At 60.8% G+C, this 15,562-nt stretch carries 13 protein-coding genes; 6 read left to right on the plus strand and 7 right to left on the minus strand.

The genetic code is table 11. From position 1 onward, the window contains the following. Window positions 1-27: 27 nt before the first annotated feature. Window positions 28-1,842, minus strand: a complete 1,815-nt coding sequence (locus tag AB0O97_RS17255; RefSeq protein WP_363884302.1) for a long-chain fatty acid--CoA ligase — start codon at window positions 1,840-1,842, stop codon at window positions 28-30. 160 nt (window positions 1,843-2,002) lie between these two features. On the opposite strand from AB0O97_RS17255, the gene AB0O97_RS17260 reads away from it, so the two are divergent. Next, complete coding sequence (locus tag AB0O97_RS17260; RefSeq protein ID WP_363884304.1) at window positions 2,003-3,001, plus strand: ROK family glucokinase; 999 nt, start codon at window positions 2,003-2,005, stop codon at window positions 2,999-3,001. Between the two features lie 11 nt (window positions 3,002-3,012). Here AB0O97_RS17260 and AB0O97_RS17265 read toward each other — a convergent pair whose 3' ends face one another. Further along, complete coding sequence (locus tag AB0O97_RS17265) at window positions 3,013-3,699, minus strand: hypothetical protein (protein ID WP_363884305.1); 687 nt, start codon at window positions 3,697-3,699, stop codon at window positions 3,013-3,015. Then, the gene (locus AB0O97_RS17270) at window positions 3,689-4,474 is read right to left on the minus strand and encodes an alpha/beta fold hydrolase (protein ID WP_363884307.1); all 786 of its coding nucleotides are present in this window, start codon (window positions 4,472-4,474) and stop codon (window positions 3,689-3,691) included. Before AB0O97_RS17270 ends, AB0O97_RS17265 begins: the two co-directional genes overlap by 11 nt. 146 nt (window positions 4,475-4,620) lie before the next feature. Between AB0O97_RS17270 and AB0O97_RS17275 the strand changes: the two genes are divergently transcribed. Both AB0O97_RS17275 and AB0O97_RS17280 read left to right on the plus strand, forming a co-directional pair. Next, window positions 4,621-5,529, plus strand: coding sequence for a lysophospholipid acyltransferase family protein (locus AB0O97_RS17275; protein ID WP_363884309.1), 909 nt, complete (start codon window positions 4,621-4,623; stop codon window positions 5,527-5,529). Window positions 5,530-5,612: 83 nt separating this feature from the next. Further along, a complete protein-coding gene (locus tag AB0O97_RS17280) occupies window positions 5,613-7,010 on the plus strand; it encodes a class II 3-deoxy-7-phosphoheptulonate synthase (protein ID WP_363884310.1) in 1,398 nt (465 codons plus the stop codon). Window positions 7,011-7,125: 115 nt separating this feature from the next. Here the strand turns inward: AB0O97_RS17280 and AB0O97_RS17285 are convergent, their stop codons facing one another. Together AB0O97_RS17285 and AB0O97_RS17290 are read right to left on the minus strand one after the other, a co-directional pair. Next, entirely contained in the window at window positions 7,126-9,273 is a 2,148-nt protein-coding gene (locus tag AB0O97_RS17285) for a PASTA domain-containing protein (protein ID WP_363884312.1), read from the minus strand. 121 nt (window positions 9,274-9,394) lie between these two features. Further along, on the minus strand, window positions 9,395-11,041 hold the full coding sequence (locus tag AB0O97_RS17290; protein WP_363884314.1) for a LysM peptidoglycan-binding domain-containing protein: 1,647 nt from the start codon (window positions 11,039-11,041) through the stop codon (window positions 9,395-9,397). A 162-nt stretch (window positions 11,042-11,203) separates the two neighbouring features. Here AB0O97_RS17290 and AB0O97_RS17295 point away from each other — a divergent pair, with 162 nt between their 5' ends. After that, window positions 11,204-11,557 carry an Rv2175c family DNA-binding protein gene (locus AB0O97_RS17295; RefSeq protein WP_363884316.1) on the plus strand — a complete coding sequence of 118 codons (354 nt, stop codon included), beginning with the start codon at window positions 11,204-11,206 and terminating at the stop codon, window positions 11,555-11,557. A 120-nt stretch (window positions 11,558-11,677) separates the two neighbouring features. Here the strand turns inward: AB0O97_RS17295 and AB0O97_RS17300 are convergent, their stop codons facing one another. Together AB0O97_RS17300 and AB0O97_RS17305 are read right to left on the minus strand one after the other, a co-directional pair. Continuing rightward, entirely contained in the window at window positions 11,678-12,781 is a 1,104-nt protein-coding gene (locus AB0O97_RS17300) for a polyprenyl synthetase family protein (RefSeq protein ID WP_363884318.1), read from the minus strand. Between the two features lie 83 nt (window positions 12,782-12,864). Continuing rightward, entirely contained in the window at window positions 12,865-13,431 is a 567-nt protein-coding gene (locus tag AB0O97_RS17305; protein WP_363884320.1) for a hypothetical protein, read from the minus strand. Between the two features lie 200 nt (window positions 13,432-13,631). On the opposite strand from AB0O97_RS17305, the gene dinB reads away from it, so the two are divergent. Together dinB and AB0O97_RS17315 are read left to right on the plus strand one after the other, a co-directional pair. After that, window positions 13,632-14,789, plus strand: a complete 1,158-nt coding sequence (gene dinB / locus AB0O97_RS17310; RefSeq protein WP_363884322.1) for a DNA polymerase IV — start codon at window positions 13,632-13,634, stop codon at window positions 14,787-14,789. A gap of 251 nt (window positions 14,790-15,040) precedes the next feature. Continuing rightward, window positions 15,041-15,418 carry a DUF3040 domain-containing protein gene (locus tag AB0O97_RS17315; protein WP_363844425.1) on the plus strand — a complete coding sequence of 126 codons (378 nt, stop codon included), beginning with the start codon at window positions 15,041-15,043 and terminating at the stop codon, window positions 15,416-15,418. Window positions 15,419-15,562: the final 144 nt, after the last annotated feature.

The raw sequence follows: 15,562 nt of genomic DNA on the forward strand, positions 1-15,562 counted from the left end.
TAGAGGTCTGAGTTTAGCTGCCTGAGCTTAGGCCGGCTTCTTGCTCAAGTAGATCTCCTCCACCACGGACTCGAAGTCCTTCATGACCTGCGCGCGCTTGACCTTCAGGGACGGGGTCAGGTGCCCGGAGGTCTCGGTGAAGTCCGTATCAACGATCCGGAACTGCTTGATAGCCTCGGCGGCAGAGACCGTGGAGTTTGCCTTGTTCACGGCAGCCTGCACGGCAGCAATCACGGTGGCATGCTTTGCAGCATCGGCAACAGAGATCCCCTCGGGCAGGCCATGGGCCTTTCCCCACTGTGGCAGCGCGTCTTCGTCGATCGTGACGATGGCTGCAATGAAGGGGCGCTGGTCGCCAAGGACCACGCACTGCGAAACAATGGCGTCGGCTCGGATCTGATCCTCCAACAAGGCCGGGACCACATTCTTGCCACCTGAGGTGACAATGATTTCCTTCTTGCGCCCAGTGATCTTCAGGAAACCCTGATCATCCAGCTCACCAATGTCGCCCGTGCGGAACCAGCCATCAACAAAGGTTTCAGCGGTCAGATCGTCACGACCAAAGTAACCCTTCATGACACAAACACCCTTGGCGAGGATCTCGCCGTCGGCCGCAATCTTGACTGCGTTACCCGGGAGCGGGGCGCCTACCGTGCCGATCTTGATGTGTTCGGGCCGGTTGACGGTAATGGGGGCGGTGGTCTCGGTCAGGCCGTAGCCCTCCAGGATCTGCAAGCCAATGCCCTGAAAGAAGTGACCCAGGCGTTCGCCCAAGGGGCCACCGCCCGAGACTGCATGGCGGACCTGGCCGCCCATGGCGTTACGGAGCTTGACGTAGACCAGCTTGTCGAAGACGAAGTGCTTGGCCTTGAGAGCAAAACCAGCGCCTCCATCCTGCTTGGCACGCGAATACTCAATGGCGGTCTTGGTGGCAGCGGCAAAGATCTTACCCTTACCTTCGCCTTCTGCTTTCAGCGAGGCGGAGTTGTAGACCTTCTCGAAGACTCGCGGCACGGCCAAAATGAACGTGGGCTTGAAGCTTTGGAGGTCTTCGAGCAGATGTTTGATATCCGGGGTGTGGCCGACTTTCGCCCCAGCCGCAACGGCCAGTACGGAAATGTAGCGCGCAAAGACGTGGGCCAAGGGCAAGAACATGATGGTCTGTGAGCCTGGCGGAACCACACTTTGGCCCAGCACTGCGCGGGCATTCTCGCTCAGTTCCACGAAGTTGTGGTGGGTGAGCATGCAGCCTTTGGGTCGGCCGGTGGTGCCCGAGGTGTAAATGATGGTGGCCAGATCATCCAAACCATTGGCTGTGCGGGCAGCCTCCAGGGTTTCATCGGAGACCTCGCGTCCTGCCTCACGCAAAACATCCAAGCCGTCGCCCTCGAGCTGCCAGACATGCTCCAAGTTGGTCAGGTTCTCGTTGTGAGCGGCCTGCCGGATGATGTTCTCATGCGATCCGGTCTCCGCGAAAATTGCTACCGCAGCGGAGTCGCCCAAGTTCCAGGCGACCTGCGAGGGGGAGGAAGTTTCGTAGATCGGCACTGAGACAGCTCCGGCAAACCAGATGGCGAAGTCGACCAGCGACCATTCATAGCGGGTGCGGGCCATGATGCCCACGCGGTCGCCCACCTTGATACCGGAGGCGATCAGGCCCTTGGCGATAGCGCTGACGTCAGCGAGGAATTCCTTGGCGGAAACATCGATCCATACATTGTCTTCGTTGCGCCTTGAGAAGAGTGCCGGGTTGGCAGCCAACTTTGCTTGGCGGAGCACAAAGTCGGTGGTGTTCATGGTCCTGGGGCTGACTACCTTGGCCGGAACGGAAATCTCTTGCACAATAGCTCCTTTGATATGTGGGACTGCGACCGTGTTGCTTTACTCTATCCGTCAACCAGGAGATCTGCCTGAAGGGCTAAGTTACTTGTTAGTAACATTATGTTGTTCAGCTCACAGTTTCAATTTCAGGCTAGCTCGGCAGGCTCGCTAGAATTTGGGCATGCTGCCACCGATCTCTGCTCCCTCCGCCACCGTCTCACCTGCGCTCTCCCTTGGCATCGACATTGGTGGGACTAAGGTCGCCGCCGGTGTGGTTGATGAGCACGGAGCCATTGTGGAGGAACTCCGGCGCGATACCCCCGGCCGTGATCCCCGTGCCGTGGAGGCTGTGATTACCGAGCTGGTACAGGAGCTGGGTACTCGGCACCAGCTGGGTTCCGTGGGCATCGGAGCCGCCGGCTGGATGGACTTGGCCGGCTCACGGGTGGTGTTCAGCCCACATTTGGCCTGGCGCGACGAACCGTTGCAGGAGAATCTGCAGGGCCTGCTGGGTCGTCCAGTTTTGGTAACGAACGACGCCGATGCCGCCGCATGGGCGGAATGGCGCTTTGGTGCGGGCCGGGACCGGGACAGAATGGTAATGCTGACCCTAGGAACCGGAATTGGTGGCGCCTTGGTCCTTGATGGACGCGTAGAACGTGGCAGTTTTGGCATGGCCGGAGAATTCGGACACCAAATCATCATGCCTGGTGGACACCGCTGTGAATGTGGAAACCGGGGGTGCTGGGAACAGTACGCCTCCGGCAACGCGCTAGGCCGTGAGGGCCGGGAACTGGCTCGCAAGCATTCGCCTATGGCAGCGGGTCTCTTGGCCGCTGCGGGCGGACGGCCCAAAGGGATCACCGGGCAGGTCGTGACGGCACTAGCTCTGCAAGGCGAGCACACCGCGCAGGAACTGGTGGCCGAAGTGGGGGAGTGGCTGGGACTGGGCATAGCCAATCTTGCGGCCGCCCTAGATCCTGCCCTCTTCATCATTGGTGGCGGGCTCAGTGCCGCTGGCGATCTTTTGCTCGAACCCGCGCGTCGGGCCTACCTGAGAAACCTCACCGGCCGCGGCTACCGTCAGGAAGCGATCATTGCCGAGGCTCAGCTGGGGCCCATGGCAGGATTGATCGGCGCTGCTGATCTGGCCAGAGAACAGAGCCAGAAAAAGAGCTAGGAGCAGGACAGCTAGACGACTGCGCCGTCACCGCTGTCGTGGTCACGGTGGTTGGGCAGGCGGAAAATTAAGTATCCGGTTCCGGCAATGAAAGCCATGATGACGGCCACCACCAAGAGCGTGGGGACCTGCCGCCAGAAGATGGCTGAAAAGACGAGGAACAAGGGACCGCCCGCTGCGCCCACCCATGACATCAAGATGGCCGGATCTGAGTTGCGCAGACTCGGTAGTTCTTCGGGGACAAAGCCGTCTTCATCATCGTCGTCGACCTCATAATCGCGCGGTCCAAAGTCGGCTCCGCCGTCACCGATGCTGCTCGGGGTTGCAGTGAATCGGCTCCCGGCAGCAGGCTCCCGGGGTGGGGATGATTCTTGTGCGTGCCAGACGCCGAGCGGGTCAAAGTCCACCACGGTCTTTGGCTCATTGGAGTTTGGTCCGGTTGATTGTGGCTCCGTACCATGGGGTTTCGTAGCGTTAGGAACCGGCGCACCCAGTTCCGAGTCGCCGGAACCGGAGTCGCCGCCGTCGTGCGCATCTGGACCCTTCGTGGCCGCATGGCCAGCCTCGGCAGAGCCCGCGCCTGAGAGGCCGCTCTCTAGAAAAGCGTCATCGGCTTCTTCAAGCCGCGCCACCAAGTCCAGCCAGACATCATCGTCATCTCCGGTGTGCGGCGTGCCCGCTCCGGGGTCAGATTGCATCGTGGTGCCTCCGAAAGAAGTCTGCAGACTGGGAAAAAATGGTGGGTGCGTCGTTGTCCATGGTGGCTACATGGTAGCTGTTTTCCAAGGGCACCACCTGAACGTCCGTGCTGCCCAGACCAGCCTTGATGACATCAATGCTGGACTCGGGCACCACATGGTCCTCGGTGGAACGGAAGATGAGGGTGGGGGCGCTGACTTGGGGGAGCAGGCTGGTGGTGTCGGCAAAGAGCCGGGCGAGCTGGTGAACGGCTGCCACGGGAGTACGGGTGTAAGCACCTTCGGAGATGCCGGGCGCCTTGATGTCATCGCCGATCGCAGGGACGCTCTTGAGCACATATTTCAACAGTCCCGAATATTTCGCTCGTTTGTCACTAAACGTCAAACCGGGATTGACCAAGGCCACCCCTGCCACGGGGTGTAGCGCAGCAACCCGCAACGCCAGTGCGCCACCCATGGACATGCCGGCAACAAAAACGGTGTCGCAGCGGGCACTCAGTTCCAAGTAAGCGGCCTCAAAATCCCGGTACCAGTTCTGCCATGGCGTCTTGGAAAGCTGCTGCCATGAGCTCCCATGTCCCGCCAGAAGTGGCATGTTGACGGCGAATCCGGCTTCTGCGAGGTACTCGCTCCAACCTCGCATGCTTACGGGCGATCCAGTGAAACCGTGGCACACTGCTACGCCCACCCGGCCCAGTTCCCCGTGCCCCTCGGAACGGAACGACTGGGACAGCGCCATTGACTGTGCTTGGGGATTGGGTTGGGGCTGCGTCATTGAGAGGGGTCCTTTTCTGTCCTGCGGCGCAGTTTCTGCCGCGTTTCGATGATGCTGTCACTAGACTACTGTTGATACGTCGACAGCGGGGGTACCGCTGATCTCGGTTACCAGAGGACCGGGCGCGCAAGAGGAGGAATGCCACCGTGATTTATTGGGTACTGAAGAAGATATTTTTAGGCCCGGTATTGAAGGTGCTGTTCCGTCCCTGGACCAAGGGCTTGGACAATCTGCCTCTTGACGGTCCGGCCGTGTTGGCCAGCAACCACCTTTCTTTTTCAGATTCAATCTTCATGCCGCTCATGGTTCCCCGGCCCGTGGTGTTCTTGGCCAAGAGCGATTACTTCACGGGACGTGGCATCAAGGGCCGCCTCACGGCCGCCTTCTTTAAGCTCACCAATCAGTTGCCCATGGACCGTTCTGGCGGCGCCGCGTCGGCCAACTCCTTGCAAACCGGTGTGGAAGTACTCAATGGTGGTGGGCTGCTGGGGATCTATCCCGAAGGTACCCGCAGCCCCGATGGTCGCCTGTACCGCGGCAAGGTGGGCGTAGCCAAACTGGTGTTGACGGCCAACGTCCCCGTGATCCCCGTAGCCATGATTGGCACCGACAAGGTCCAGCCCATTGGTCGACGCATTCCCAGCATCCGTCGGCTCGGGGTCATCTTCGGTGAACCCATGGACTTCAGTCGCTACCAGGGCATGGCCGATGACCGCTTTGTGCAACGCTCCGTCACGGACGAGATCATGTACGAGCTCATGCGGCTCTCCGGTCAGGAATACGTGGACTCCTATGCTTCAACCGTCAAGGACAAATTGGCGGCCGACAAATCTGCCAAGCCGGCCGCTGCTAAGGACGCCAAGGCCGCTGCTGTCAGGATCGAGCCTCAAGACACCATTGCTCCGGGCACTGTGACGGTGATCGGGACAAAAAAAGCTACTGCCGAAGCTGCTGTTGAAACCCCTGCCGAAACCGCCACCGTTGAGCCGGGCCAGGGCACCATTCCGGTCGCTGGCACGGACGCCACTCCAGACGCTGGCACCTCCACCCCCTAATTCTGTTCACCCGTCAACCGGCCCCGGTATCTCATGGAACGGACTGGTTAGCAGGTGCTGCTTTTGGGGGCTAGGCTTTAGAGGTGACTGATCTAACTTTGAACACATCTAACGCACCCGCTGCCGGACTTCCCGTACCCGGTGCCGCCGTATACCCCGGCCTCGATGACTGGCGCTCCCTGCCGATCGCGCAGCAGCCCACATGGTCCGAGTCCCCGTCCTTTGCCCCCACGGTCAAGGAACTTTCAGTCCTTCCTCCGCTGGTTTTTGCTGGTGAAGTGGATGTGCTGCGCTCACGCCTGGCTCAGGCTTCGCAGGGCAAGGCCTTCTTGCTGCAGGGCGGAGATTGCGCCGAGACCTTCGAAGCCGCCACGGCCGACAAGATCAGCTCGCGCGTCAAGACCATTCTTCAGATGGCAGTGGTGTTGACCTATGGCGCTCAGTTGCCCGTCATCAAGATGGGGCGCATGGCTGGCCAGTTCGCCAAGCCACGCTCCTCCAATGATGAAACGCGCGACGGCGTGACCCTCCCGGCATACCGTGGAGACATCGTCAACGGTTTCGAGTTCACTCCGGAGTCCCGCCAGCACGATCCCGCCCGCATGCTCAAGGCTTACCACACCTCAGCATCGACGTTGAACTTGATTCGCGCCTTCACGCAGGGCGGCTTTGCTGATCTGCGCAGCGTCCACGAGTGGAACCGCGGCTTCACCTCCAACCCGGCGCACAGCCGTTACGAGGCACTGGCCAAGGAAATCGACAGCGCCATCAAGTTCATGGCCTCCTGCGGTGCCGACTTCGAGGCTTTGAAGACCGTGGAGTTCTTCGCAAGCCACGAAGCCCTGCTGCTGGATTACGAGCGCGCACTGACCCGCATCGATTCACGCACCGGCTTGCCGTACGACACCTCCGCCCACTTCTTGTGGATCGGTGAGCGCACACGCGATCTGGACCAGGCACACGTCGACTTCCTCTCCCGCGTCCGCAACCCGATCGGCGTCAAGCTCGGCCCGACCACCACCGGCGACGACGCTCTGCGCCTCATTGAGAAGCTCGACCCCAACCGCGAGCCCGGTCGCCTGACGTTCATCACCCGAATGGGTGCGAAGAACATCCGTGAAAAGCTGCCGAGCCTCGTCGAGAAGGTCACCGCGTCCGGCGCTCAGGTCTTGTGGGTCACCGACCCCATGCACGGCAACACCGTCACCTCACCCAACGGCTACAAGACTCGCAACTTCGACGACGTCATTGACGAGGTTCGTGGCTTCTTCGAGGTCCACCAGGCCCAGGGCACCATCCCCGGTGGCCTGCACGTGGAGATGACAGGTGACGACGTGGCCGAGTGCCTCGGTGGCGCCGACCCCATCGACCAGGAAGCATTCCTGACCGGCTACGAGTCAGTCTGCGACCCCCGCCTGAATCACAAGCAGTCACTGGAAATGGCCTTCCTCGTCTCCGAGGGACTGCGCCAGTCCAAGTAGTAGCTGCCACATACGACGGCGGCCCGCCCCTTCAGCACGAAGGGGCGGGCCGCCGTCGTAAGTTAAGAGTCCATCCTCCGCGAATCTCCCCACCTCGCAGCGCGAAAATGTGGGCTTAGATGACTCGCAGCGTCACAGTGCTGCCCTCCGGCGCTTCGCCACCCTGGGGTTCTTGGAAGCGTACGGTGCCGAAGAACCCGCCCAGCAGATTCTCCACCTTGACCGTGAAACCGAGCGCCTCGAGCTCACTGGTTGCGACACCGACCTGTTTGCCCACCAAATCTGGCACACTGACCATCTTCGGACCCTTGGAAAGGGTAAGCGTGACCTTGCCGCCAGCGGTGAGCGTGCCTGAGTCCGGCGAGGCCGTGACCACCGATCCGGCCGGGATGGTGCGGCTGTTGACCTGTTCCGGGGCGATCACCGCAACAAGCCCCACCGCAGTGAGTGCTGCCTCGGCGTCGGCCTGGGTTTTGCCCGTCACGGCCGGGACGGGGATCGGTTTCGGACCCTTGGACACCACCAGATTCACTTTGGTGTTTGCACGGAACTCTTTCCCAGCCGCGGGATCCTGTTGCAGGACCACCCCGGCAGCCACCTTTTCATCGAACGCCTCTGTGACTGTTCCTACGGCGAGATGCGCGTCCGTTAGTGTCTTCGTGGCGCTGTCCTGTGCCACTCCGGTGATCTTAGGGACCGGATAGAGTACCGGACCCGCGGAGACGTGAACAGTGACAGTGTTGAACTTGCGGAGTGAGCTGCCAGCTGTGGGGTCAGTAGCCACAACAAATCCGGCAGCAACTTTCTCGTCATGGACGGCACTGGTGGAGGTCAAGTCAAAGCCTTCTGCGTGCAACAGGTTCAAGGCCTGCTCAACACTTTTATTGCCCACTTCAGGAACAGTTGCCAACGCACCTGGCCCCAAGGCCAAGAACCAGCCAGCGCCGGCGGCTATAACACCCAGCAGCAGCACCAGAAGTACCCAAAGCACGGCCCGGCGGCGGGGATGCCGTGAACCGAGAGTCTTCTGGGGGGTGGCGGCGGCCTTCGCCTTAGCCTTGGCCTGAGTCTTCGCTGCCGCGGCAGCCTGCCGTTTGGAAAGGTTGGGCTGCCCGGACTCGGTAGTTGCGGAGCTTTCCTCAACCGTGGAGGTGAGAGCAGAGCCGCCGAGGGCAGCGGTGGGTGCCTGTCCGGCGTCGTACGTGGTGGCAGCGGCAGCCACAGCATACTGTTCAAGATGCGGGTCTTCGGTATAGAGCTGGGGAGAGCGGGGTAGCACAGAGGTGGGGAAACGCGGGGTGGCCAGCACGGTGGTGTCGGCCTGCCCCAGGGCTTCGGTCAGGTGAGCATCGGCAGGCTGGGGCTGCTCTTGCCGTGTCGAGTCTTGCCGTGTCGCAGCGGCCCCGAAATCGAGTTCGGCAGGAGTTAGGTCTTGGCGAATGTGGCGCAGATCCTCCAGCAACACAGCGCCATTGGCTGGCCGGTGGTCCGGGTCCTTTTCGGTCATGTAACGCACTAGCTCATCCATGACGGGGGGCAGCCCGGGAATCTCGGCGGACGGGGCCGGCATGGGCTCCTGGAGGTGCGACATGACCACAGCTACCGGTATGTCGGCACGGAAGGGCTGGTGGCCGGTCAGTAGCTCGTACAGCATCACGCCGGCGGAGTAGATGTCGCTGCGGGCGTCACCGCCCTCGCCGCGAGCCAGCTCAGGGGCAATATAGCCCACCGTACCGAAGAGAGTGCCGGTGTTGGTGGAGTTGGTGACCGCCCGCGACAGCCCAAAATCGCCAATCTTGACCCAGCCTTGATGGGAGATGAGGACATTCTCGGGTTTGACGTCGCGGTGGATTAGACCGGCGCTGTGCGCGGCGGCGAGACCTTCCACAATCGGATCCAGCAAGTCCAGTGCTTGCCGGGGACTCAGCGCACCTTGTTTGTTGATGACATCCCGAAGCGTGTAGCCGTCAATAAACTCAAATACCAGGTAGGCGTGTTCGGGGCCCACGCCGTGGTCATGAATCTGCACCACGTGCGGGTGCGAGAGGCTGGCGGCACTTTGGGCTTCCCGGCTCAACCTAGCAATGAACGCCTGATCGGCGCCTAGATGCGGGTGCAGGATCTTCAGCGCAATATTACGGTGCAGCCGCAAGTCCTTGGCCAAGTACACAGTGGACATGCCGCCGTGCGCCACCTGTGACAAGACCAGGTAGCGTCCATCAATCGTTTGCCCGACGCGGGGGTCGGTAGATCCATCGTGCACACTTGTAGTTTAGAAGCACAAAACGAAAGGGGCCGCCAGCAACACTGTGCTGGGCCCCTTTTCGTTGAGAGCGTACTCTGTGGCTAAGCCACAGTACCTTTGGTGCTAGCGAACTTTGGTGCTAGCGGAATGTTGCCCGTTTCGCCTTGATACCGGCAACATAGTTCACCGTGTCAGCGAACATCCCATTCACGCTGACCGAGTACTGCCCCTGGTAATAGCCGGCAATGGCCAGATCCTCATTGGCGGCGCCGCGCAGCAGGGCCCGAATGATGGCCACACCAGCTGTCACATTGTCGTAGGGATCCAGCAGGTTCAACTTGCGTCCTACCAGCCCGGATGCCCAATCGCCGGCGTCGGGAATTACCTGCATGGTGCCGATGGCATTTGCGGGGGAGACCGACTGGTGGTTGAAGCTGGATTCCTGCTGCGCAAAGGCCAAGGCCAACGCCGGGTCAACACCCATCTGGGATGCCGTGCTGGAGACGATCTGCTTCATCTGTTCCCGAGTGGGTGAGGGGGCTGCGAGCAGGGCGGCCTTGTTCTTGTTGGCGTCGGCAACCACTGCGGCAGGGTAGGTGTAGTGCAGGAAGGTGCTGGGCACTTCCTGGTCCGGGGTCAGGCCGGCGGCCGGGGTGATGGGCGTGATGGAACTTGAACTGGCTTTCAAGCCGGGGATTGAAAGGACCTTGCCGGGGTAGATGACGGCACTGGCGCTGATGCCATTGGCAGCAACCAGAGCAGAGACGCTGACCCCGTGCTTGGCAGCGATTGCGCTGAGCGTGTCACCGGACTTGATGGTGTACTTCCCGGACGTGGCTGCCTGTGCGGCCGGCGTGGTAGCCGTGCTCGACGGCGCGGCAGCCGCGGCTGTTCCGCCCACCTTGATTTTCTGGCCGGGGTAGATCACGGAGCTGCCGTTGAGTCCGTTGAGGGAGAAGATCGAGCTGAGGCTGATGTTGTGCTTGCTCGCAATTGCGCTGAGCGTGTCACCGGACTTGACGGTGTAGCTGCTGGAACTGGTCGAGCTAGCCGGTGTACTTGCGGCCGGCGTGGTAGCCGTGCTCGACGGCGCGGCAGCCGCGGCTGTTCCGCCCACCTTGATTTTCTGGCCGGGGTAGATCACGGAGCTGCCGTTGAGTCCGTTGAGGGAGAAGATCGAGCTGAGGCTGATGTTGTGCTTGCTCGCAATTGCGCTGAGCGTGTCACCGGACTTGACGGTGTAGCTGCTGGAACTAGTACCCGTAGCCGTTTTGGTGGTTGTGCTCGCGTTCGCCGCAGCGTCGTTGGCGCCGGAGACCACCAAGACCTGTCCGGGGTGAATGATGGAGGACGCCGAAAGCTTGTTCAAGGTCAGCACCGAGGCCGTGCTGACGCCGTGATTGGCTGCGATCGCAGAAACGGTGTCCCCGGAACGTACGGTGTAGCGAACCGTTGGCTGGTTCTGAGTCGCCCGCGCCTGTGCGCTGTGGGCCCCCGCGTTCTGGAACTTGGCGGTCACCGCCGTTGGTACAGAGCTGGCCACTACGGTGGCAGAGACGCTCTGAGCCTTGCTCTGAGCTTGGGCAGAGCGAGCCTGAATTGCTGCCAGAACATCTGCCGAGTTTAGTGCTCCGTGATTCCCGTGTGGCTGCGCCCCGGTTTGGACGGGCGCAGCGGTCGCAGGAACCGCCATAGCCAAGGAAGAGAGCATTACAACGGGGATGGCTGCTGTGGCAACTGCTGCAAGCTGTTTGCCGGAAGTGGCAGACGGGCGTGGGGGAGTCATGGGTGCGGACCTCGGGTTTCCGTTGCTGACGGTACTAGTGGTGTTGATGTTACTAGTGTGACTAATGAGAATTTACACCAAAGGGCGGTACAAAGGGAGCTCGAATGTGGATTCAAGCACAATATTCATACGCAAGATGCCAAAATGTGGGAACCTTTGTGAGTGAGTAATCTTGAATCTGTAGTCAGTGAATGGCTGCCCCTGCCCGATGTTGCCGAAAAACTAAATGTTTCGGTAACCAAAGTCCACGCCCTCGTCAAGGACGGATCCTTGCTGGCCGCACGTGTGGGAGAGCGCAATATCCGCGCGGTTCCCGCAGCGTTCATCGTTGAGGATCACATCTTGGAAAGCTTGCGAGGCACTATCTCTGTGCTTCAAGATGCAGGTTTTGAAGATGAGGAAGTCATCACTTGGCTGTTCACGGCAGACGAATCCCTGCCCGGGCGTCCGATTGACGCCTTGCACGCAGGCCGGAAAACAGAAATCCGCCGGCGCGCCGCCGCACTCGGCTGGTAATACTCACTCACGCTGCTGCCTTGCTTCGGCAAGAAGCAGCGTGAGTGCAGTTGGCACTGTATTACATCCGCGGGAGCTGGCACTGGATTACATCCGCTGGAGCGGCAACATCAGCCCGGCTCAGGAGGTTCTGGAAACGGCGCTCTGGCCCAAGGTTAGCAATGCTTCGCGTACCGAGGCTTCGACGGGAAGTTCCGCCAGAGCAGTGAACGCCTTTTGGCTCAGTCCGGAAATCATGGCCTCAGTGTTTTCCAATGCCCCGGATTCAACCATGATGGCGCACATCCGGGCCACCTCTGCTTCGCTCAAATCCTGGCGGCCCAAATTCTGGTCGACAAAGTCCCGATCCTGCGTTGAGGCAGCGTCAATGGTTAGGCCAACCAAAACTGTGCGCTTGCCTTCGCGTAAATCGTCGCCGGCAGGCTTGCCCGTCTTGGCCGGATCCCCAAACACGCCCAGGACGTCGTCGCGCAGCTGGAAAGCCTCTCCTAAGGGCAACGCGAAGGCACTGTAACCCTTCAACATGGCCTCGTCGGCCCCGGCCAGGGCACCGCCCATCACCAGGGGGTGTTCTGAGGAATACTTGGCGCTCTTAAAGCGAATGATGGCTGAAGCCCTGGCCACGGCCGTTTCATGAGGTTCTGACGGGCCGGCAACTTCTTCGAGAATGTCAAGGTACTGCCCGGCCATCACCTCGGTGCGCATGAGGTTGAAAACCTCACGCGCCCGGCTGGTGGCTCCGGCGCCGATGCGCGAAAACATTTCTTCACTGAGCGACAAGCACAGATCACCCGTGAGAATGGCAGCGGCATGACCAAACCGCTCCTCGTCCAAGGACCAGGCGCTATCGGTGTGCAAGGTGCTGAATTGTTTGTGCACGCTGGGACCGCCGCGGCGAGTATCTGAACGATCAATGATGTCGTCATGGATCAAGGCAGCGGCCTGGAATAATTCCAGGGCCGCGCCCGCCTGAACGATGGCCTCGGCATCAGGAGCCCCTCCGGCTCCGCGCCAACCCCAGTAACACAGCAGCGCACGCATGCGCTTGCCACCGGTGACCAAGGTCTTTATGGAGTCAACAAGGACCAACGTCGCCGGGGAAATTTGTGCCAAAAGCTGGTGCTTCTCCGCCAGAAAACTATTGAGCTGCGCTGCCACCGCCCCAATGTAGGCGTCATGCTCGCCTGCGGGAGAGATCAGGGGCAGGCCAGGCTTTTGGTTCATGCTTTCAAGATTCCTTGCTGTGGTGGTTGCCAGCCATGGGCGGCGATGGGTTGCTGGGAGGGCCTGATTGAGGGGCCGAGAGCTTACTTCAGTGACCCCGGCAGCAGCGTGGCCCCAGCGGTGAAGGTGGATGTGCCGGAGGTGACCACCACCGAGACGGTGACGATTTCCTGGCCGTCGGCCCGAACGTAGGTTTTCAGAGGGACACCGTCCACGGCATCGCCAGGCTGGGCCTTGAATCCCTGAGCTGTTAACGAGGTGGTGTAGAACTCCAGGATCTGTGCCGGTGTTTCCGTAGTGGTTGCTGTCACTTGGGCTACGGAAACAGTTGCTCCCTTTTCAAGGCTCGAGGCCTGAATGGCAGCCCCCTTGGGCAAAGCAAGTACCTGGGTGGGGAAGCTGGCCACCAACTCCTTGACAGCTGTTTCCGCCGAAGGGGCGGGCGTGCCAGATGCAGAGGCAGAGGCGGCCGCAGAAGCCGATGAGTCCGTCGCTGAAGGAGCGGGCGCTGAAGTGGAGGCTGTGGTGGGCGGAACATCCTGGCCAGCCGGGCTTGAGCACGCACCCAAGAACAAGGCGGCAGAGACTGCTGCGGCTGCAACAAGCTGCCTGCGGCGGGAGGGCAGTGCCCGAAGCGGGGTGGGATTCATGACTGTTTTCCTTAGCTGCCGGTGCCGGTGCGGTGACATCTTGACCAGTTTACCCATGTTGAGCGAAGGCGTACCGGCCCGTGTTGCGCAGCTCACTCGCAGATGGTCGCAGCGTAAACCCGGATCACTAGACTAGAGGGGTGAATCAACCCGAGCAGCCAGCGGATCCGCCCGTCCCCGTCCAGGACGGCTGCACCATCATGCATGTAGACATGGATGCCTTCTTTGTTTTAGTGGAACTGCGTACACGGCCCGAGCTCAAGGGCAAGATGGTCATTGTGGGCCACCCTGAGGGGCGATCGGTGGTGTTGTCAGCTTCCTACGAAGCACGCGCCCGCGGCGTCCGCTCGGCCATGCCCATGGTGACGGCCCAACGGATGTGCCCGAACGCCGTCGTCATTGCTCCTCAACATCAGCTCTACCAGCAAGTCTCTGGTCAAATCATGGAGATCTTCCACTCCATTACGGCCACGGTGGAACAGCTCAGCGTCGATGAGGCGTTCCTGGACATCAGCGGTTCGCTACGTCGATTGGGGACCCCGTTGGAGATCGGCGCCCTGATTCGGGCTCGCATTGCCGCCGAACTGGGCATCACCGCCTCCGTAGGCATCGCGGCCAGCAAATTTGTTGCCAAAGTGGCCTCTACTCGGTGCAAGCCTAACGGGATGCTGCTGATCGAAAAGTCCCGCACGGTGGAGTATTTACACACTCTGCCCGTGGAGGCGCTCTGGGGTGTCGGGGCCAAGACCCGCGAGACATTGGCCCGGCTGGGCATCTTCACCGTGGCCGATCTTGCCGCGACGCCGGTCTCCGCGCTGCAACGGGCGTTGGGCAGTAGCGGCGCCAATCTGCATGCTCTCGCTTGGGGGATTGACCCCAGGCCCGTCACCCCCGAGCATCAAGAGAAGAGCATTGGGGCCGAAGAGACTTTTGCTCATGACACGCACGACGACGTCATTCTCACCCGTGAGTTGTTGCGGCTCTCGCACCGGGTAGCTGCAAGGCTGCGGCAATCGGAGCTGAGTGGGCGGACCGTGGCGCTGAAACTAAAATATGCAGACTTCTCCGCTGTCAGCCGCTCCCGGACTCTGGGGGCGGCCACTGATAGCTCAGCCGCCATTTACGCTGCCGCCGTGGCACTGTTGCAGGGGCTGGGTCCCAGGGGGCAGGCCGTGCGGCTGATCGGGGTGCGCGTGGAAAAGCTAGAAGCGCTCGATGAGGTTCCGTTGCAATTGGAACTGGATCCTCGGGACGGGAATTCGCGCAACGCCGAAGTGGTGGGCGATGCCATTGCGGCACGTTTTGGAAACGCCAAAATTGGTCCCGCTAGGCTCCTCAAGCCCAGAGATTCCGCGTAGTGTGCGGTGGCTGCGCGGAGCCGGCCAACTACTGAGTCACAGCAACGTCACACTGGGTTTCAGTTCGGCAAGAACACGCCTATTGTTAGTAGTAGTAGGAGTTGACTCTTTGATGACTTCAACATTGTTGGCACTCCAGCCGTGCCAGGGACGCAGCGATTACCGACGCGACACTGAACCAGCGGGAACCAATAACGCTGTTAAGACGTTAACGAGACAAACGCCACGGCCCTGACCTGAAGGAGGTCGTCATGCCCCTCTCCGAGCACGAGCAGAGACTGCTGGATCAATTAGAGCAGCAGCTGCATGCTGAAGATCCCAAATTTGCACATGCCTTGTCGAGCTCACCCACGCGCTCAATGTCAACGCGAAACATTGTCATCGGAGTTCTGGTGATGATTGCCGGACTGCTAGTGCTGCTGGCCGGCGTCGCAACGCATCTGATCGTGGTGGGTATTCTCGGGTTTCTCCTCATGGGAGCAGGTGTTTACGTCTCCCTGACCAAATCAAAGTTTGGTGCTGCCAGCGAATCCCCGGGCAAGCCTGGGGCTCAGTCAGCCGCCAAGCAAAAGAGCGGTTTTATGAACAATCTGGAAGAGAAGTGGGACGAACGACGCCGCGAGCAGTGATGCCGCGCCGCGTCAGAATCGGATAACCGCCAAGTCGTCAGCTACGAAGCTCCCAGCGTGATCGAGTCGGTGAACTCGTCCCGTTCTCCGATCAGGGTGGAGAGGTCTTGGAGGTCACGCGAGTTGGATGCGCCGCCCAGAATG

The sequence above is a fragment of the Specibacter sp. NPDC078692 genome, from assembly GCF_040686835.1.
Lineage (GTDB): Bacteria > Actinomycetota > Actinomycetes > Actinomycetales > Micrococcaceae > Specibacter.

Bases quoted from the DNA above. Each gene is read 5' to 3' on its own strand.
- AB0O97_RS17270 (WP_363884307.1), bottom strand. From the start codon at position 4,474: ATGACGCAGCCCCAACCCAATCCCCAAGCACAGTCAATGGCGCTGTCC.
- AB0O97_RS17315 (WP_363844425.1), top strand. From the start codon at position 15,041: ATGCCCCTCTCCGAGCACGAGCAGAGACTGCTGGATCAATTAGAGCAG.
- AB0O97_RS17260 (WP_363884304.1), top strand. From the start codon at position 2,003: ATGCTGCCACCGATCTCTGCTCCCTCCGCCACCGTCTCACCTGCGCTC.
- AB0O97_RS17265 (WP_363884305.1), bottom strand. From the start codon at position 3,699: ATGCAATCTGACCCCGGAGCGGGCACGCCGCACACCGGAGATGACGAT.
- AB0O97_RS17305 (WP_363884320.1), bottom strand. From the start codon at position 13,431: ATGAATCCCACCCCGCTTCGGGCACTGCCCTCCCGCCGCAGGCAGCTT.
- AB0O97_RS17290 (WP_363884314.1), bottom strand. From the start codon at position 11,041: ATGACTCCCCCACGCCCGTCTGCCACTTCCGGCAAACAGCTTGCAGCA.
- AB0O97_RS17300 (WP_363884318.1), bottom strand. From the start codon at position 12,781: ATGAACCAAAAGCCTGGCCTGCCCCTGATCTCTCCCGCAGGCGAGCAT.
- dinB (WP_363884322.1), top strand. From the start codon at position 13,632: ATGCATGTAGACATGGATGCCTTCTTTGTTTTAGTGGAACTGCGTACA.